The organism is Methylobacterium sp. 1973, assembly GCF_040545035.1.
Lineage (GTDB): Bacteria > Pseudomonadota > Alphaproteobacteria > Rhizobiales > Beijerinckiaceae > Methylobacterium > Methylobacterium fujisawaense.
This window is the reverse complement of sequence record NZ_JBEPLA010000004.1, coordinates 203,260-218,383: the sequence shown is the minus strand read 5'-3', so window position 1 is coordinate 218,383 and position 15,124 is coordinate 203,260. Positions and strand designations below refer to the sequence as shown.

Here is a 15,124-nt window from a genome sequence, read left to right as displayed (position 1 = left end):
TGAACGCGCGATGGCCCTGTGCGTGCGTGGATGACGGGTTCGACGGTCTGTCAGGCCCCCCGCGTCGCGGTGCGGGCGCTGCCCCTCAATGGAGGATTCCGAGCCCGATCACGCCGACGATGATCAGGTAGATCGCGACGATGTAGTTGAGCAGCCGCGGCATCACCAGGATCAGGATCCCGGCAAGGATCGCGATGAGCGGTTGGAGGTTCGAGATGGTGATGGTCACGGGCGCCTCCTGAGGCCGAGCTTGGCCGCCGGTATCGACGCCTTTACCCAACAGAGGTTCCCCGGAGCTTGAGCGGAGCGGCCGGACGGTCCGGCCGCTCCGGTCCGATCACGGCTTCGGCGTCTCGGTGCCGGGGATCGGGTCCTTCGCCTCGCCCGTGGGCAGGTTCGCCGAAATCGTCGGGTGCGACAGTTCCGGATAGGGCTCGATCACGTTGGCGCCGTTGAGCGGCTTGTTGGCGCCGTTGTGACAGGTGGCGCAGTTGATCTTCGGCACGTCGCCCAGAACGCCGAGGCGATTCCGCGGGAAGACCGAGGTCAGCGGCGTCATGTAGTCCTGGTTCAGATCGCGGACCATGCGGATGCCGTACCAGGCATGGACGCGGTTCGGCGTGCTCGTATCCCACTGCGCCACCGAGCGGGTGTTGTGGCAGAAGGTGCAGTTCACGCCCAGTGACTGCGACATGCTGATCATGATTGCGAAGGTCTTCTCCGCGTCCTGGATCGGCTTGCCCTTCGTCTCAGGCAGCGCCGTGGTGGCGTTGACCCGCACCGCATCCTCGGGCGTGTCCTTGTGCTGGTAGAAGGCCTGATAGACGTCGTAGGGCAGCGACGTGTTGCCGACCTCCGCGGACGCGAGATTCTGGCTGTTGTTGCGCGGGATGAAACGCCCCGCCCCCTGAACCGGGTGGTCGAACCAGATATTCGCCGGCACCGGATTGCCGCGGTGACACGTGTAGCAGGTCACACCCGCCTCGTGGACGTGCTTCTCCTTCCAGGTGGAATTGATGTACTGGGTCATCTGAAGCATGCGCCGGGCGACGCGCTTCTGGTAGAGCTCGTCCGAAGCCATGTTCTCGGTGCTGTGGCAGTACGTGCAGCCCTGCTGGGGTGCGACCCACTCGGTGATCGACACCATCAAGCGGTTGAACTGCTCAGCCGAGAGATCTCCCAGAACTTGCACATTCTGGTAGACCGCCGAAGCCTTGTCGCCCCCTGCCTCAGCCGGGTCGGCCGGGGCCGGCGCGACGTTGGTCGCCGACAGCGCCGCGTTCCCGGCCCGGGTGCGGATCAGGTCCATGCCCGTTCCGCGAAAGCCGGTCTGCTTGTTCGCCATCGGCGGATGGGTCCAGCCCGCGCCGCCGAACATCGCGATGGTGAGGAACAGGGCCAGAGCCCCGCCGATGACCGCCAGAATCGTCTTCATGACGGCCTCCTCACGGCTTCATGCCGGGTGCGAGATGAGCGGGATCCACGATCGGGCCGTAGACCTGCGGATAGGAGGGCGCGACGCCGTGCTTGACCGCCCAGAGGTACCAGTTGTCCACCACGGTCCCGGTGAGCAGGATGCCGATGCCGCCCGTGAGCGTTGTCAGGACCGCGAACCACCAGGCCCAGCGGTGGATCGACTCCATCGTGGCGTTGAAGCCCATGGTCCAGCGCCAGAACAGGGCTGCGCGTTCGGTGGCCGTGCCGCGGTCGACGATCTGATCGATCTCACGTTCGGCGCCGTAGCGCGAGCAGGCCAGGATCGTGCCGCCATGCATCGCGAACAGCAGCGTCGATCCGTAGAGGAACGTGATCGAGAGCATGTGGAACGGGTTGTAGAACAGGTTCCCGTAGCGGAGCGAGAAGGCCGCGGTCCAATCGAGGTGGGGGAAGATGCCGAAGGGCACGGCTTCCGACCACGATCCCATCAGCACCGGCCGGATGAAGCCGAGGACGAGGTAGAGCCAGATCGCCGACGCGAAGGCCCACGGCACGTGGGTGCCGAGCCCGAGCGCCCGCGCCCGCCGATAGAGGTGGACCCACCAGAGGAGGATCGAGGCCGTCAGGAAGAAGCCGGCGATCAGCCACCAGCCACCCTCGTTGAGGGGTGGAAGGACCTTCAGCCCGTACTTCGGGAGCGGCGGTTCCAGGGCGAGCCACGGCAATTGCCGGACGAACTGGACCGGATCCCAATTCACCGAGGCCCACATGTTGAGCCCGATGATCTCGAAGGCGATCAAGCCGCAGACGATCGAGAGCGCCGCGATATAGCCGATATAGATCGGACCGACTTGGCTGTTGCCGATGAGCCCGAACAGGTAGCTGTTGAACGGCTTGCCGATCCGGTCATCGACCGCCACCGGAACGCCGTGCTCCGGTACCAGCGGGCGCACCTGAACCTGCGTGAAGATGTTCTGGTAATAGGCCATGGCCTGCCCTCCCCCGGAGTGCCGCGCGCTCGACGGCGGCGACCCGCGTTATGTCCTTCGTTCCGATCGCGTCCGGCTTGTCATCGCCACACCGGCAGATTGAGCCACCAGCCCCACCATTGCGGCCAACCCTGCGTCCAGAACGGCCCGCTGATCACGATGCAGACCGCACTCCAGAACCCCGCCGACAGGGCCAGGAACAGGCCGAGGCGGTGAACGCCGAGCGTGCCGATCGAGTAGCCGATCGTGTCGCGGAAGAAGGTGTCCTCGTGCTCCGGCGTCTTCACGACCTCGCCCTTCTTCGGGTTGGTCGCCGACAGGATCAGGCCGCCGTGCATCGCCAGGGCGAGCGTCGTGGTGAAGAAGAACGTCACGGCCAGCATGTGCGCTGGATTGTAGTGGAAGTGCAGATACTGATAGCCGGTGTTGGAAACCCAATCGAGGTGACTGAGGATACCGTAGGGAAAGCCGTATCCCCAGGCGCCCATCAGGAACGGCCGGACCACCACCAGCGTGAAATACGCGAAGATCGCCATCCCGAAGGCCGCGGGCACGTGGTAGCCGATACCGAGCTTGCGGCAGATCTCGACCTCGCGCAGCGCCCAGGACACGAAGGACCCGAGCGCGCAGAACGTGATGATCTGCCAGAGACCGCCCTCCTTCAGCGGGGCGAGCCGCAGGCCGTAGCTGATATCCGGCGGCGCGATGTTGATCTGCCAGACGTTCCAGGTCGGCCCGATCGCCGCGCCGTAGATGACGAGGGCGGTGCCCAGCACCGTGAAGAACAAACCGACGACCCCGAAGAAGCCGACGAAGAACGGCCCGACCCAGAAGTCGAACAGGTCGCCGCCGAGCAAGGTGCCGCCGCGGACCCTGTATTTGCGCTCGAAGCTCAGCATCGCCATGGCGGCTGCTCCTCAGTCAGGCCGGAGAAAGGGAAGGTTTGGGGTGACCGCGGCCCTCGCGCGCCGCGGTCCGGACCGGCGGTCAGGCCGGCATCTGCGGCAGCGCGAGCGTGATGGTGTTCTCGGCCGCCTTGTTGTTTCTCGGACCGTCAAGCCAGTTGAACCGGTCGGTCGAGAGCAGGATGAAGTGGATCAGCAGCGCCAGGATGAAGAGGAAGGTGAACAGAGCCACCAGCGTGCGCCGCGGATCGAAGAGCAACCAAACCTTGTGCATTCGATCCTCCTCAGCCGATCATCGTGACGAGGGCGTGGGCCGCATCGCGGACGCCGTCGAGAGAGGCGTAGCCCTGCGGTCCGGGAAGCCAGGGGCGCCACAACCAGACGAGGATGTGAGCGACCACGGCAATCGCCGTGAAGATGAGGAAGCTCGTCAGGAAGATCGCATGGAACTCCTTGGCTTCCGGTTCCGTCAGCCCGGACAGGCTGCTCGGTCTTTCTGTTGTGACGGGTCCACTCGCCATCGTTCAGACCTCCGTGTGTTGGCCGCGCCTCTGACGAGGCGCGACGGGTTCAGCCACGATGCCTTGCAGCGGTCGCGGCTCGACTTCCCCCGCGTGACCGGACGGAAGTGTCTCGCTCAAGGGCGTGTCAGCCCATGAAGGCGAAGGGGATCGCCTGAACCGCCATGGCGCGGGCCTCGCCGAAGACCGAGCGCCGCGCCGGTGCCAGGCCAGGACGGGCCGCCTCGCGCGCCGGCCGGAACCGGTTCAGCGCGGCCGCGGCGAGGAAGAACGGGTAGGTCGCCGTCAGGATCAGCCGGAACTGAATGGCTTCCTGATGCTGGCGGCCGGTCGGGACCATCGTTCTCATCGTCAGGTCTCCTCTGGGTGAAACGGAAAGGCGGCTCACGCGGGGATCCCCCCGGCGAGATCGGCCCGGGCCCGCGCCACATGGGCGGGCGCCACGGCGGCGGATTCTGTGTCGCGTGCGGCGCGCTCGGCGGCGTCGCGCAGGCGCTTGGCGGCGGAGATCCGCGCCAGGACCGGCTGGGCCTCTACGAGGCTGTCGAGGGCCTGACGGGCGGCCTCGTCCCAGGGCAGCTCGCGGTGGAGGCGGGCCGGTGTGGCCTCGACCTTGTCCATGTCGCGGGCGAGCGGCAGGATGTGGAAGAGGGTGTCGAACAGGGCGTTGCAGACTTCCTGGACCAGGTAGGTGGCGCCCGCGTAGCCCATGAACGGCGTCCCGGTATGCCGCCGGATGATGGCGCCGGGGAACGAGGCCGGAACATAGGTCGCCCGGGCGCCGCACTCCGCGAGGTACATCCGCTCGTTGAACGACCCGAAGAGAACCAGGGGCGGCTTGGCCGCGATGGCGGCCCGCACGGCGTCGTTGTCGGGCTTCAGCCCGGCGGAGCGGCCGAAGGCGAAATGGCAGGGCAGGCCCATCTCGTCCTCGAGGAAATGGCGCACGCCCCGGGCGTAGGTCTCGGTGGCGACGATGCCGAAGCTCGCGGTACCGAAGAAATCCTGGGTCACCGACCGCCAGAGATCCCAGACCGGCTTGATGGTCGTATGCCGCTCCCGCTCGATGAACGGCTCCGGGTCGAGGCCCAGAATGGCACCCAGCGAGCGCAGGAACTTCGTCGTCGAGAGGATGCCGATCGGCGCCTGCAGGTAGGGCCGCTCCAAGTCTTCGCAGAGCAGGCGGCCGAATTCCCGGTACAGACAGATGTTGGCGTCGGCGTTGACCAGCTTGGGCACGTCCGCGAGGTGCGAGCCCAGCGGGAAGGTCAGGTTCACCTCGGCGCCGATCCCCTCCACCAGCCGCCGGATCTCGGCGAGGTCGGAGGGCATGTTGAAGGTGCCGTAGGCCGGACCGATGAGGTTGACCCGCGGCCGCTCGCCGGGCTTGCGCTCCGGCCGGGCCGGGATGCCCTTCTTGGCGAACTTCTTCGCCCCGTATTCCTGCCACAGCCAGCGCATCGCCCGGTCGGCGGCCTGCCACTGGTCCTCGTCGATGGTCCGGGGCAGGAAGCGCTGGAGGCCGGTGCCCTCGGGGGTGACGCCGCCGCCGATCATCTCGGCGATGGAGCCGGTGACGACCACGCTGGGCTGGCCGGGATCGAGGGTCGCGTGGGCGCGCTTCATGGCGCCCTCGGTGCCGTGCCGTCCGAGCTCTTCCTCGGCGAGGCCCGTGACCACGATCGGCAATTCATGGGGTGGCAGCGCATCGGTGTAGTGCAGCACCGACGTCACCGGCAGGTTCTCGCAGCCCACGGGGCCGTCGATGACGACCTGCAGGCCCTTGATCGCCGTGAAGACGTAGACCGCGCCCCAGTATCCGCCGGCCCTGTCGTGATCGAGGATCAGCATTATGCCATCTCCCCGATCGGCTTCTTCGGGCCCTCGATCTTCGGGCCCTGCCGCCGCTGCGGCACCTCCTGCCAGACCCCCGCGGCGTAGCCGGTGCCGACGCCCTCGAAGAAGTCGCGCATGGCATCGAACCGCGCCTTGTTGCCGAGCGCGGCGTTGATCACCGTGGCGAGCGACCCGGCGCCGGCCGCGCCCATCAGCGGGCGGGCCGAGATCAGGTTGGTGAAGTAGAGGGCGGGCGTGCCGCGCTCCTTGGCCCGCTGCACCACCGGCGTCGTGCCGATGGCGAGGTCGGGCTTGAGCGAATCCAGGGCGTAGAGATCGTCCTCCAGGGAGGCGCGGTACTGAACCTGCGTGCCCCGCGCTTCCAGCCATGCGCGGTCGGACTCGGACCAGGGCGTGCGCGGGCAGGCGGTGCCGACATAGGGGACCTCGGCGCCGCTCTCGACCAGCAGCCGGGCCACCAGCAGCTCCGAGCCCTCGTAGCCCGAGAGGGTGATCCGGCCCTTGATCGGCATGGCGGCGAGCGCCCCGCGGATGCCGGGCAGGATCCGGTTCTTGGCCGCCTCGACGGTGGCGCGGGGCACCGCGCAGGCCTCGCCGATCCGGTCGAGCCAGTCGGCGGTTCCGTCGACGCCCACCGGGGCCGAACCGACGATCGGGCGGCCCGCCGCCTCGAATTCGCGGATGGAGGCGGTGTAGAACGGGTGGATCGCCGCCACGGCGGCGCAGTCGAGGGCGGCGTAGAGCTCGCGCCACTCGCGGGTCGGCACCACCGGGCCGGCCGCGAGTCCGAGCGGCTCCAGGAGCGACGCGATCACCACCGGATCGGCCGGGAAGACCTCGCCGAGGAGCGCCACGCTCGGGCGCTCCGAACGGCCGCCCCGGGGCGCCGCCACCGGTCCCTGCTCGGCTTCCGCGCGGGCGACCTTCAGCATGGCGCCGGCGAGCACGTCCTTCGCCTCGGCATGGGTCGGGACGCCGAAGCCCGGCACGTCGATGCCGATCACCCGGACGCCGTCGATCTCCTTCGGCAGAAGGCGTAGCGGGACGCCGGAGGCCGTGGGCACGCAGAGATTGATGACGACGACGGCGTCGTAATCCTCGGGCTTCGCCGTGGCGTAGACCGCCTCGCGGATATCCTCGAACAGCTTGCCGGTGACCAGGGTCTCGGAATTGAACGGCACGTAGCCGACGCTGCGCCGGGCCCCGTAGAAGTGCGAGGTGAAGGTCAGGCCGTAGACGCAGCAGGCCGACCCGGAGAGGATCGTGGCGGTCCGGCGCATGCGCAGCCCGACCCGGAGCGAGCCGAAGGCGGGGCACATGCTCTGGGGCTGGTCGTGCGGACCCTGCGGATAGTCGCTGCGGAGTTGTGCCAGGGTGTCCGACAGGCCGGCGGCCTCGGCGGCCGCCCGCATCGCGTCCTTGCCGGCGTGGCAGCCGAGCCCGTCGCCCTCGGTGGCGGCGCGATCGATGGTGGGCGCCGCCTGGCGGGCCCGCAGATCGGCGATGTCGAGGGAGACGGCCATCGCTCAGACCTCGTCGTAGACGACTTCGAGGGACGGCTTGGACACGTGGGCGACGCCGCACATGTCCTCGTGGGTCGCAGGCACCAGCACCACGTCGCGGCCGGTGACGTCGCTGGAGAACAGGCCGAGCAGCCCATCCTGCGTCAGCGGGGTCGGCCGGTGCGGCGCGGCGTCGGCGACATTGGCGGCCAGATCCGAGAACAGGCTGCCCCAGCGGCTCTCCGGCCGGCCGATGATCTCGTAATTCGCGCTCTTGCGGCGGATATCGTCGTCGGCCGGGATCGAGGCGAGGACCGGGATGCCGGCGGCATCCGCGAAGGCCTGCGCCTCGCCGGTGCCGTCATCCTTGTTGATCACGAGGCCGCCGACGCCGACATTGCCGCCGAGCTTGCGGAAATACTCCACCGCCGAGCAGACGTTGTTGGCGACGTAGAGCGATTGCAGGTCGTTCGAGCCGACGACGATGACCTTCTGGCACATGTCCCGGGCGATCGGCAGGCCGAAGCCGCCGCAGACCACGTCGCCCAGGAAGTCGAGCAGGACGAAGTCGAAGCCCCATTCGTGGAAGCCGAGCTTCTCGAGGAGCTCGAAGCCGTGGATGATGCCGCGGCCGCCGCAGCCGCGCCCGACCTCCGGGCCGCCGAGTTCCATGGCGTAGACGCCGTCGCGCTTGAAGCAGACGTCGCCGATGGCGACCGCCTCGCCGGCCAGCTTCTTCTTGGTCGAGGTCTCGATGATGGTCGGGCAGGCCTTGCCGCCGAACAGCAGCGAGGTGGTATCGCTCTTCGGATCGCAACCGATGAGCAGGACCTTCTTGCCCTGCTGGGCCATCATGTAACTGAGATTGGCGAGGGTGAACGACTTGCCGATGCCGCCCTTGCCGTAGATCGCGATGATCTGGGTCTCTTTCTTGGCCGGGCTCGTCGCGACGGGATCCGGTTCGACCGCGGCCTCGGCGCGGAGCTGCGCGGCTTGGGACAGGGCGGCCTTGTTGAGCTGAACGTTCACGCGGCGTCCCTCCAATCGAGGATCATCTTCAGGCAGGCCGGATCCGCGAATGCGGTGCGGTAGGCGTCCTGGGCTCGACCCGCGGGAAGACGGTGGGTGATCAGTCCGTCGAGGGACAGGCGTCCGCGTTCGATCAGCGTCGTCACCGCCGCCGTGTCCTCCGGACGGAACTCGGCGGAGATCCGGATGCGCGCCTCGCGCATGAAGGCGGGCGGGAAGGCGAAGCTCAGGGGAGCCTCGTAGAACCCGGCCAGGACGATCTCGCCGCCGGGCGCCAGCCGGGCAATCAGGTCGTCGAGGCCGGCGGCGTTGCCGCTGACGTCGGTGATCGTCGCGTAGTCGCGGCGCGGGTCGGCGCCGGGCGCCATGACCGCGTAGCCATGGTCTCCCGTGGCCCGGGCCGGATCCGTCTCCCAGACCGTCGGCTCCGCGCCGGCCGCCAGGGTCAGGCGGGCGAGCAGCCGTCCGAGGACGCCGTGCCCGACGATGAGCGGGGTCGCCCCGGGCCGGATCCCGCCGAGGGCGCGATAGGCCGTCGCCGCCAGGGCCAGGAGGCAGGCCCGGTCGCCCAGCGACGCGTCCACCGGCACGAGCCGGGCGGCCGGCGCCACCAAATGAGAGGCCGCGCCGCCGAACAGGCCGCGGACGGAACCGAAGCAGCGTGCCCCCGGAACGTAGACGGTCTGGCCGACCCGAACCGAGGTATCGGCGCCGGCCTCAATGACGGTCCCGACGGATTCGTAGCCGGGTACGAGCGGATATCCCATCCCGGGAAAGGGCGGCATGCGGCCCGACCAGAGCAGGCGCTCGGTGCCGGTGCTGATCCCGCTCCAGGAAATGGCCACCACGGCATCGGCATCGCCGGGCGGCGTCAGAGCCAAGCGCTGAACCGAAAGGTGCTCCGGGTTTTCCAGAATGACGGCCAGAGCGTCCATGGCTGGAATCGTCCACCCTTTGCCTTGCGACTCTCTCTGATGCGAAGCCGCTAAGTGTCATCCTAGATAGACACAGGCCAGCGTCAAGTGACACTTACTTGAGACGGCCTGTTTTTTGGGCTTTCAGAACTCGGGTGAGCAGCGGGCGTCGGGTCGGATGTTCATGCGTCACGGCGAATCCTGCCGTCCGGAGCATCGCGCGGAGCTCCTCCGCACGGCGCGGGCGCCCGGATCCCATCGCCAGGAGATAGAAGCCGAAATAGGCGTCCCCGACCGGTTCCGCGCCCGGCGTTCCGGCCATGGGTTCCGCGAGCAGAAGCGTTCCGCCCGGCGGCAGAGCCGCGTGGGCCGCTCGGAGCAACGCCAGGGCGGGCTCGTCGTCGTGGTCGTGGACGATCCGAACGAGGGAGATCGTGTCGGCGCCGGTCGGCAGGCCCCCGTGGAAATCGCCGCCGCGGCAGGCGATCCGGCCTTCGAGGCCGGCCTGGGCCAAGCGGCTGGCGGCGCGCTCGGCCACGGCGGGGAGATCGAACAGGGTCAGGCGCGGCGTCGCGTGCCGTCCTGCCACCGCTTGCAGGAAGGCGCCCTCCCCGCCTCCGACATCCATCAGGTGCCGGACCCCTGACAGGTCGCAGGCATCGAGCACGTCCTCCGCGATCAGCGCCTGCGAGGCGCCCATCAGGCCGCTGTAGGGGGCCACCGTCTGCGCATCGCCCGAGAGGCCGGAGGCATAGGGCCAGTAGCGCGCGAGTCCGGTCGGCGGGGCCTGGCCGCGAAGCAGGGCCACCGGATCTGCAAGGTCTGCGTAGAGCAGCGCGTGATGCTCGATCATCGCGGCGATCCCAGGATTGCCGACGAGAGCGGCGCCGAGATCGGCCAGCCCGAACCGCTCACCCGACAGGGCGCGGACAAGCCCGAGGGATTCCGCGGCCCGAAGAAGGCGCTGGGTGTTGTCCGGCGGCAGGTCGAGCCGGCGAGCGAGGGCTTCGATCGTCAGGGGGCCTTCGGCCAGGATCGCGAACAGGTCGAGGCGGACGCAGGCAGTCAGAACCTGCGCGTAGACGAAGCCCGCGCAGAGATCGAAGAGGGCGCGCGTGTTCCGGCGGGCGATGCCCCGCGTGAGGGGGAAGCCCGCCGCCCAGCGCTGGAAGCGGGGGCTCGCGACCAGGCGGCTGCGCCAGGCGTTCCATCGATCCGTCCAGGCGGACGGGACGGACGCCGCCGCACCGATGCCGGAGAGCGATCGGCCGGTCAGGCCGTCACCGCCCGCAGGCTCGCGGGCAGGAACAGCCGCGCCTGCGCCTCGATCTCGGCGGTCAGCGCGGCCATGCCCGGGCAGGCCGGAATCGCCGCCACGGCCTCGCGCGTCAGTCTCGACAGCCGATCCAGCGCGCCGCCGGTGCCCAGAAGCGCCGCAGCGTTGGGCCGCCCCAGAGTTGCGTCGCGCCCGGCAGGCTTGCCGATCTCCTCCTGGCGGCAGGCGACGTCACGCAGGTCGTCGGCGACCTGATAGGCCTCGCCGAGGCACTCGCCGAGGCGGCGCCAGGGCTCCGAATCCGCTCCCGCCGCGGCGGCGCCGGCGACGGTGGCGGCGGCGAACAGGGCCCCGGTCTTCGCCTGCTGGTAGTCGCTGAGGCTGATATGGGCCTCCGATTCCCAGGCTTGCCCTGCGGCGATGCCCGACGGCGACCCGGCGGCGCGACCGAGGAGGCCCACGAGCCGTCCCAGGCGGGCGGGATGGGAGCCGGCGGACCGGGCCAGTGTCTCGAAGGCAAGGACGATCAGGGCGTCGCCGGTCAGGACGGCGATGGGCTCGCCGAAAGCGACATGGACGGAGGGCTTCTGCCGCCGCATCGGCGCATCGTCGAAGCACGGCAGGTCGTCATGGACCAGGGAGGCGCAGTGCAGAAGCTCGATGGCTGCGGCCGCCGCTTCTGAGCCGGCCGGGTCGTCATCACCGCAGGCGCGGGCGACCGACAGGCATAGCCGCGGCCGGATCCGATGCCCGCCCGGGAACACCGCGTAACGGAGCGCCTCCGCCAGAAGGGGCGGCGCGCCCGGCGCCTCCGCGTGAGCAACGGCGCGATCCAGCGCCATCTCGATCCGCCGACCGGACTCCATCGCGTTGCCTCCCGTGTTGTGTGCGGTTGTCAGCAACAAGTGTCATTTCTTATTGACACTTTGGCGCCATCAGATCAATCCCGTTTCCGGGGGAGAAGGTGGAGCGACCGTGGCGCAGGAGCGCGTCGTCGTGATCGGAGCGGGGATCGGTGGTCTCGCCGCGGCCGTGCGGCTCGCTCATGCCGGATTCCACACCACGGTCCTCGAACGGGCGCAGCAGCCCGGCGGAAAGATGCGCGCCATCCCCGTCGGAGACCGCGCCATCGAGGCCGGCCCGACCGTCTTCACGATGCGCTGGGTCTTCGAGGAGCTGTTCGCGGAATGCGGTGCAGAGCTCGGGGATCGGGTCTCCCTGGCGCCGGCTCGGCTCCTCGCCCGGCATGCCTGGAGCCGGGACGAGCGCCTCGACCTGTTCGCCGACATCGAGGCGTCCGCCGACGCCGTCGCGGCCTTCGCGGGACGGCGTGAGGCGGACGGCTATCGGCGCTTCTGCGCTCGCTCGGCGGAGGTCTACCGCACTCTCGAAGGGCCGTTCATCCGCGAGGGCCGGACCGGCCCCGCCGGCCTCGCGCAAAGGGTCGGCCTGTCGGGCCTCGGCGATCTCTGGCGGATCCAGCCCTTCACCACGCTCCAGTCTGCGCTGGGCAGCTACTTCCGCGATCCCCGGCTGCTCCAGCTGTTCGGACGCTACGCCACCTATTGCGGCGCCTCGCCCTACACCGCGCCGGCGACGCTGATGCTCGTCGCCCATGTCGAGCAGGCCGGAATCTGGACCGTTTCGGGCGGCCTCAGCGGCCTCGCGCGGGCCGTGGCCGATCTCGCCGCGGAGCGCGGCGCGGCCTTCCGCTACGCTGCGGAGGCCGAGCGGATCCTCACCGCGGGCGGCCGGGTCGTCGGCGTGCGCCTGGCCGACGGCACGACGGTTCCGGCCGACCGCGTCGTCTGCAATGCCGATTGCGCCGCCCTCGGCGCGGGCCTGTTCGGACCGGACGCCGTCGTCGCCGGCGAGCGGCTCGCGCCCGGCGAGCGCTCGCTGTCCGCCGTCACATTCTGCGCGGAGGCGGTGCCTGCCGGCTTCCCGCTGGCGCACCACACGGTCTTCTTCTCCCGCGATTATCGGGCCGAGTTCGACACGATCCTGCGCGACCGTCGCCTGCCCGACGATCCCACGGTCTACGTCTGTGCCCAGGACCGGGACGCGGCGGGGACCGCGCCGCAGGGGCCCGAGCGCCTGCTCATGCTCGTCAACGCACCGGCGGATGGCCGGGAGCGACCGCTCACGCCGTCGGAGACCCAGAGATGCGAGACGACCCTGATCCGCCGGTTGGAGGCCTGCGGGCTCACCCTGACCTTCGCGTCGTCGGCGGTGACCACGACGCCACGGGATTTCGACGCCCTCTTTCCCGGGACGGGCGGAGCGCTCTACGGGCGGGCGGCGCAGGGATGGGCGACGACCTTCAAGCGCGCGGGCGCCCGGACGGCGCTGCCGGGCCTCTATCTGGCGGGGGGCTCGGTCCATCCCGGCCCGGGCGTGCCGATGGCCGCGCAATCGGGTCGGCTGGCAGCGGCGGCGATCCTGGAGGACCGCGATTCGATGGCCCGGTCGCGCGGGGCGGCTACGCGTGGTGGTACGTCGATGCGGTGAGCGACGATGGCCGTCACGGCCTCACGATCATCGCGTTCATCGGAAGCGTGTTCTCGCCCTACTACGCGTGGAGCGCCGAGAAGGACCCCTTCGCCCATTGCGCCATGAATGTGGTCCTCTATGGCGATCGCGGCCGCTTCGCGATGACCGAGCGGCGCGCCGCCAGCCTGTCGCGCGGCCCCGACCACATCGCCATCGGCCCGAGCGCGATGCACTGGGATGGCACGGCGCTGACCGTTCGCATCGACGAGCGCGGGGCGCCGCTGCCCCATCGACTCCGCGGCACCGTCCGTCTCGAGCCGCGCGGTTTCACGGCGGGCCCGTTCCATCTCGACAGGGCGGGCCGCCACCGCTGGTGGCCGATGGCGCCGTCCTCCCGGGTCGAGGTGGATTTCGACCAGCCGGATCTGCGCTGGAGCGGCGGAGGCTATTTCGACACGAATGACGGCGACGAACCGCTGGAGGCTGCCTTCTCCCGATGGACGTGGTGCCGGGCGGACCTGCCGGACGGCGCCGCGATTCTGTACGACGTCCACCACCGAGACGGCGGCGGACAGAATCTGTCGCTCCGGTTCTCAGCCGACGGCAGCCGGCGCGAGATACGGCCGCCGCCCGCGGCGTCGCTACCGGCGACCGGGTTCTGGCGGATGCCGCGCGAGACCCGCAGCGATGACGGGCGGTCGCGGGTGCTCGCGACCTACGAGGACACGCCGTTCTACGCCCGCTCGCTCCTCGCCTCGACGCTGGGCGGCGAGCCGGTGCGGGCCATGCACGAGAGCCTGTCGCTCGACCGGTTCCGCAACCCGCTGGTGCGGCTCATGCTGCCCTTCCGGATTCCCCGGCCGCTGGCCCCGTGAGGGCCTGGATGTCGACGCCGCCCCTCCCGGTTCGGTGCCGACCTTCGAAGACCGTCCAGGGCCGGATGCGGTGGGCAATGCAGGCGAGCGTTGCGACGCTCAGCACGAATCCGAGGGGAAAGCCGGTCAGCCCCGCCACCTCCCGCGTGACCGCGAAGAGCGGCGCACAGCAGATCAGGACGCGTTCGTGCGGTCGCAATCCGCCCGCCCGGTGCGCGGCGAGGGCCAGCAGGAGCGTGGCCGGGACGACGGGCGCCAGATCGTAGACCGGCAGATACGGCGACAGCATCGGCGCTGCGGCGACGAGCGCCGCCGCGCGCAGCGCCGCGTCGGTGGGGCGGCACCAGGCGCGGCAGGCCACCCCGAGGGCCAGTGCGGCGACGAGCACCTGCGCGATCCAGGCTGTGGCCATCGCGCCGCCGACCAAGCGCACGGCCCCGAACGCGCTGGCATTGAGGTCGAGGCCCGCGGCGGCGTTCTGCAGGATGATCCGATTCGTGTCTCCGAGCGTGCCGAAGAAGCCGCTCCAGGGCGCCGTGCCGAAGAGGGCCAGCGATGCGAGGCAGAGGACCAGCACCGTGGCGAGGCAGGCCGCCAGACAATCCCGCCGCCCGGTCGCCAGCAGGAGCACGGGCGCCAGCGCCGCGAAATGCGGCTTGTAGGCCAGCAGGCCGAAGCAGAGCCCGGCCAGCCAGGGGCGCCGGTCCACGAGCACCGCGCCGAGGGTCAGAAGCGACGCCGTGAACAGAGCGTTCTGGCCGTAGGCGAGGTTGCTCAGGACCAAGGGATGCGCGAGCGCGACGAAAGCCACATCCATCCGGCCGGCTGCCACGCGCATCGTCAGCGCGAACAGGGCGACCGAGAGTGCAATCCAGAGCAGATAGGCCGGCTGCGGTTCCATGAGCGCCATGGCGGCCGCCGGCAGGAGGAACACCGGCGGGTAGTGCCAGGCGAAGCGGCAATCCTGCCCGAAGGCGGCCTTCATGTTCGCCAGATGCACCGGCAGATCGTAGGGCTCGCCGCCCCGGCCCTCCAGAGCGGAACGGCCCGCCGTCCAGACCTGAGCGAAATCGTTTCCGAGCGGATCGCCGTACCAGTTCCGCCGCGGCTCCGGGCCGGTCCCGTAGACCAGCAGGACCAGGGCGAGGCCGAACGGGACCAGCACACGGGCCGCGCGCATGGCAAAGGCGGACAGTCGGGCGTCGCTGCTCACGAGATCCGCGAGGTCGGCCCATAAGGCAGGCAAACGTGCGGTCGCGGGGCCCGGCGCGCGGGACTGGGGAGGCGCAGGCATCGGGCGATTTCGGTATCCGGACTTGGCGGAAG

Annotated in this window: 16 protein-coding genes; 2 read left to right on the top strand and 14 right to left on the bottom strand. The window is 69.9% G+C overall.

Translation table 11 applies throughout. The features are described from left to right. Window positions 1-85: 85 nt before the first annotated feature. The 13 genes from ABIC70_RS10545 to ABIC70_RS10485 all read right to left on the bottom strand — a co-directional run bounded on the left by ABIC70_RS10545 (window position 86) and on the right by ABIC70_RS10485 (window position 11,296). Window positions 86-229: a DUF3096 domain-containing protein gene (locus ABIC70_RS10545; protein ID WP_075380395.1), complete on the bottom strand. Its 144-nt coding sequence runs from the start codon at window positions 227-229 to the stop codon at window positions 86-88. 108 nt (window positions 230-337) lie between these two features. Beyond that, on the bottom strand, window positions 338-1,435 hold the full coding sequence (pufC, locus tag ABIC70_RS10540; RefSeq protein ID WP_354439687.1) for a photosynthetic reaction center cytochrome PufC: 1,098 nt from the start codon (window positions 1,433-1,435) through the stop codon (window positions 338-340). Between the two features lie 10 nt (window positions 1,436-1,445). After that, window positions 1,446-2,426: a photosynthetic reaction center subunit M gene (pufM, locus tag ABIC70_RS10535; RefSeq protein WP_043379895.1), complete on the bottom strand. Its 981-nt coding sequence runs from the start codon at window positions 2,424-2,426 to the stop codon at window positions 1,446-1,448. Window positions 2,427-2,506: 80 nt separating this feature from the next. Continuing rightward, complete coding sequence (gene pufL, locus ABIC70_RS10530; RefSeq protein ID WP_043379897.1) at window positions 2,507-3,331, bottom strand: photosynthetic reaction center subunit L; 825 nt, start codon at window positions 3,329-3,331, stop codon at window positions 2,507-2,509. Window positions 3,332-3,413: 82 nt separating this feature from the next. Continuing rightward, window positions 3,414-3,605, bottom strand: coding sequence for a light-harvesting antenna LH1, alpha subunit (gene pufA, locus ABIC70_RS10525; RefSeq protein ID WP_012319766.1), 192 nt, complete (start codon window positions 3,603-3,605; stop codon window positions 3,414-3,416). Between the two features lie 10 nt (window positions 3,606-3,615). After that, a complete protein-coding gene (gene pufB / locus ABIC70_RS10520) occupies window positions 3,616-3,852 on the bottom strand; it encodes a light-harvesting antenna LH1, beta subunit (protein ID WP_043349888.1) in 237 nt (78 codons plus the stop codon). 127 nt (window positions 3,853-3,979) lie between these two features. Next, window positions 3,980-4,201, bottom strand: a complete 222-nt coding sequence (locus ABIC70_RS10515) for a hypothetical protein (protein ID WP_170861823.1) — start codon at window positions 4,199-4,201, stop codon at window positions 3,980-3,982. Window positions 4,202-4,236: 35 nt separating this feature from the next. Beyond that, window positions 4,237-5,703 carry a chlorophyllide a reductase subunit Z gene (bchZ, locus tag ABIC70_RS10510; protein ID WP_043757976.1) on the bottom strand — a complete coding sequence of 489 codons (1,467 nt, stop codon included), beginning with the start codon at window positions 5,701-5,703 and terminating at the stop codon, window positions 4,237-4,239. Continuing rightward, window positions 5,703-7,232, bottom strand: a complete 1,530-nt coding sequence (bchY, locus tag ABIC70_RS10505) for a chlorophyllide a reductase subunit Y (protein ID WP_043757979.1) — start codon at window positions 7,230-7,232, stop codon at window positions 5,703-5,705. The genes bchZ and bchY overlap by 1 nt, the downstream gene beginning before the upstream one ends. A 3-nt stretch (window positions 7,233-7,235) precedes the next feature. Beyond that, window positions 7,236-8,240 carry a chlorophyllide a reductase iron protein subunit X gene (locus tag ABIC70_RS10500; protein ID WP_043761204.1) on the bottom strand — a complete coding sequence of 335 codons (1,005 nt, stop codon included), beginning with the start codon at window positions 8,238-8,240 and terminating at the stop codon, window positions 7,236-7,238. Further along, on the bottom strand, window positions 8,237-9,175 hold the full coding sequence (gene bchC / locus ABIC70_RS10495) for a chlorophyll synthesis pathway protein BchC (protein ID WP_354439682.1): 939 nt from the start codon (window positions 9,173-9,175) through the stop codon (window positions 8,237-8,239). Before bchC ends, ABIC70_RS10500 begins: the two co-directional genes overlap by 4 nt. Before the next feature lie 94 nt (window positions 9,176-9,269). Further along, a complete protein-coding gene (locus ABIC70_RS10490) occupies window positions 9,270-10,406 on the bottom strand; it encodes a methyltransferase (protein ID WP_182591813.1) in 1,137 nt (378 codons plus the stop codon). Window positions 10,407-10,426: 20 nt separating this feature from the next. Further along, the gene (locus ABIC70_RS10485) at window positions 10,427-11,296 is read right to left on the bottom strand and encodes a polyprenyl synthetase family protein (RefSeq protein WP_043352586.1); all 870 of its coding nucleotides are present in this window, start codon (window positions 11,294-11,296) and stop codon (window positions 10,427-10,429) included. Between the two features lie 109 nt (window positions 11,297-11,405). On the opposite strand from ABIC70_RS10485, the gene crtD reads away from it, so the two are divergent. Beyond that, window positions 11,406-12,941 (top strand): 1-hydroxycarotenoid 3,4-desaturase CrtD, encoded by a 1,536-nt coding sequence (crtD, locus tag ABIC70_RS10480; RefSeq protein ID WP_354439681.1) that lies wholly within the window; start codon window positions 11,406-11,408, stop codon window positions 12,939-12,941. Next, window positions 12,938-13,798, top strand: coding sequence for a carotenoid 1,2-hydratase (locus ABIC70_RS10475; RefSeq protein WP_043757989.1), 861 nt, complete (start codon window positions 12,938-12,940; stop codon window positions 13,796-13,798). Before crtD ends, ABIC70_RS10475 begins: the two co-directional genes overlap by 4 nt. Here ABIC70_RS10475 and ABIC70_RS10470 read toward each other — a convergent pair. Then, window positions 13,758-15,011 carry a glycosyltransferase family 87 protein gene (locus ABIC70_RS10470; RefSeq protein ID WP_244447648.1) on the bottom strand — a complete coding sequence of 418 codons (1,254 nt, stop codon included), beginning with the start codon at window positions 15,009-15,011 and terminating at the stop codon, window positions 13,758-13,760. The genes ABIC70_RS10475 and ABIC70_RS10470 overlap by 41 nt on opposite strands. Between the last annotated feature and the right edge of the window lie 113 nt (window positions 15,012-15,124).

Excerpts from the sequence above, each read along its gene's own strand:
- pufC (WP_354439687.1), bottom strand. The coding sequence starts at position 1,435 with ATGAAGACGATTCTGGCGGTCATCGGCGGGGCTCTGGCCCTGTTCCTC.
- ABIC70_RS10515 (WP_170861823.1), bottom strand. The coding sequence starts at position 4,201 with ATGAGAACGATGGTCCCGACCGGCCGCCAGCATCAGGAAGCCATTCAG.
- pufL (WP_043379897.1), bottom strand. The coding sequence starts at position 3,331 with ATGGCGATGCTGAGCTTCGAGCGCAAATACAGGGTCCGCGGCGGCACC.
- ABIC70_RS10485 (WP_043352586.1), bottom strand. The coding sequence starts at position 11,296 with ATGGAGTCCGGTCGGCGGATCGAGATGGCGCTGGATCGCGCCGTTGCT.
- bchY (WP_043757979.1), bottom strand. The coding sequence starts at position 7,232 with ATGGCCGTCTCCCTCGACATCGCCGATCTGCGGGCCCGCCAGGCGGCG.
- pufA (WP_012319766.1), bottom strand. The coding sequence starts at position 3,605 with ATGCACAAGGTTTGGTTGCTCTTCGATCCGCGGCGCACGCTGGTGGCT.
- pufM (WP_043379895.1), bottom strand. The coding sequence starts at position 2,426 with ATGGCCTATTACCAGAACATCTTCACGCAGGTTCAGGTGCGCCCGCTG.
- bchC (WP_354439682.1), bottom strand. The coding sequence starts at position 9,175 with ATGGACGCTCTGGCCGTCATTCTGGAAAACCCGGAGCACCTTTCGGTT.
- bchZ (WP_043757976.1), bottom strand. The coding sequence starts at position 5,703 with ATGCTGATCCTCGATCACGACAGGGCCGGCGGATACTGGGGCGCGGTC.
- pufB (WP_043349888.1), bottom strand. The coding sequence starts at position 3,852 with ATGGCGAGTGGACCCGTCACAACAGAAAGACCGAGCAGCCTGTCCGGG.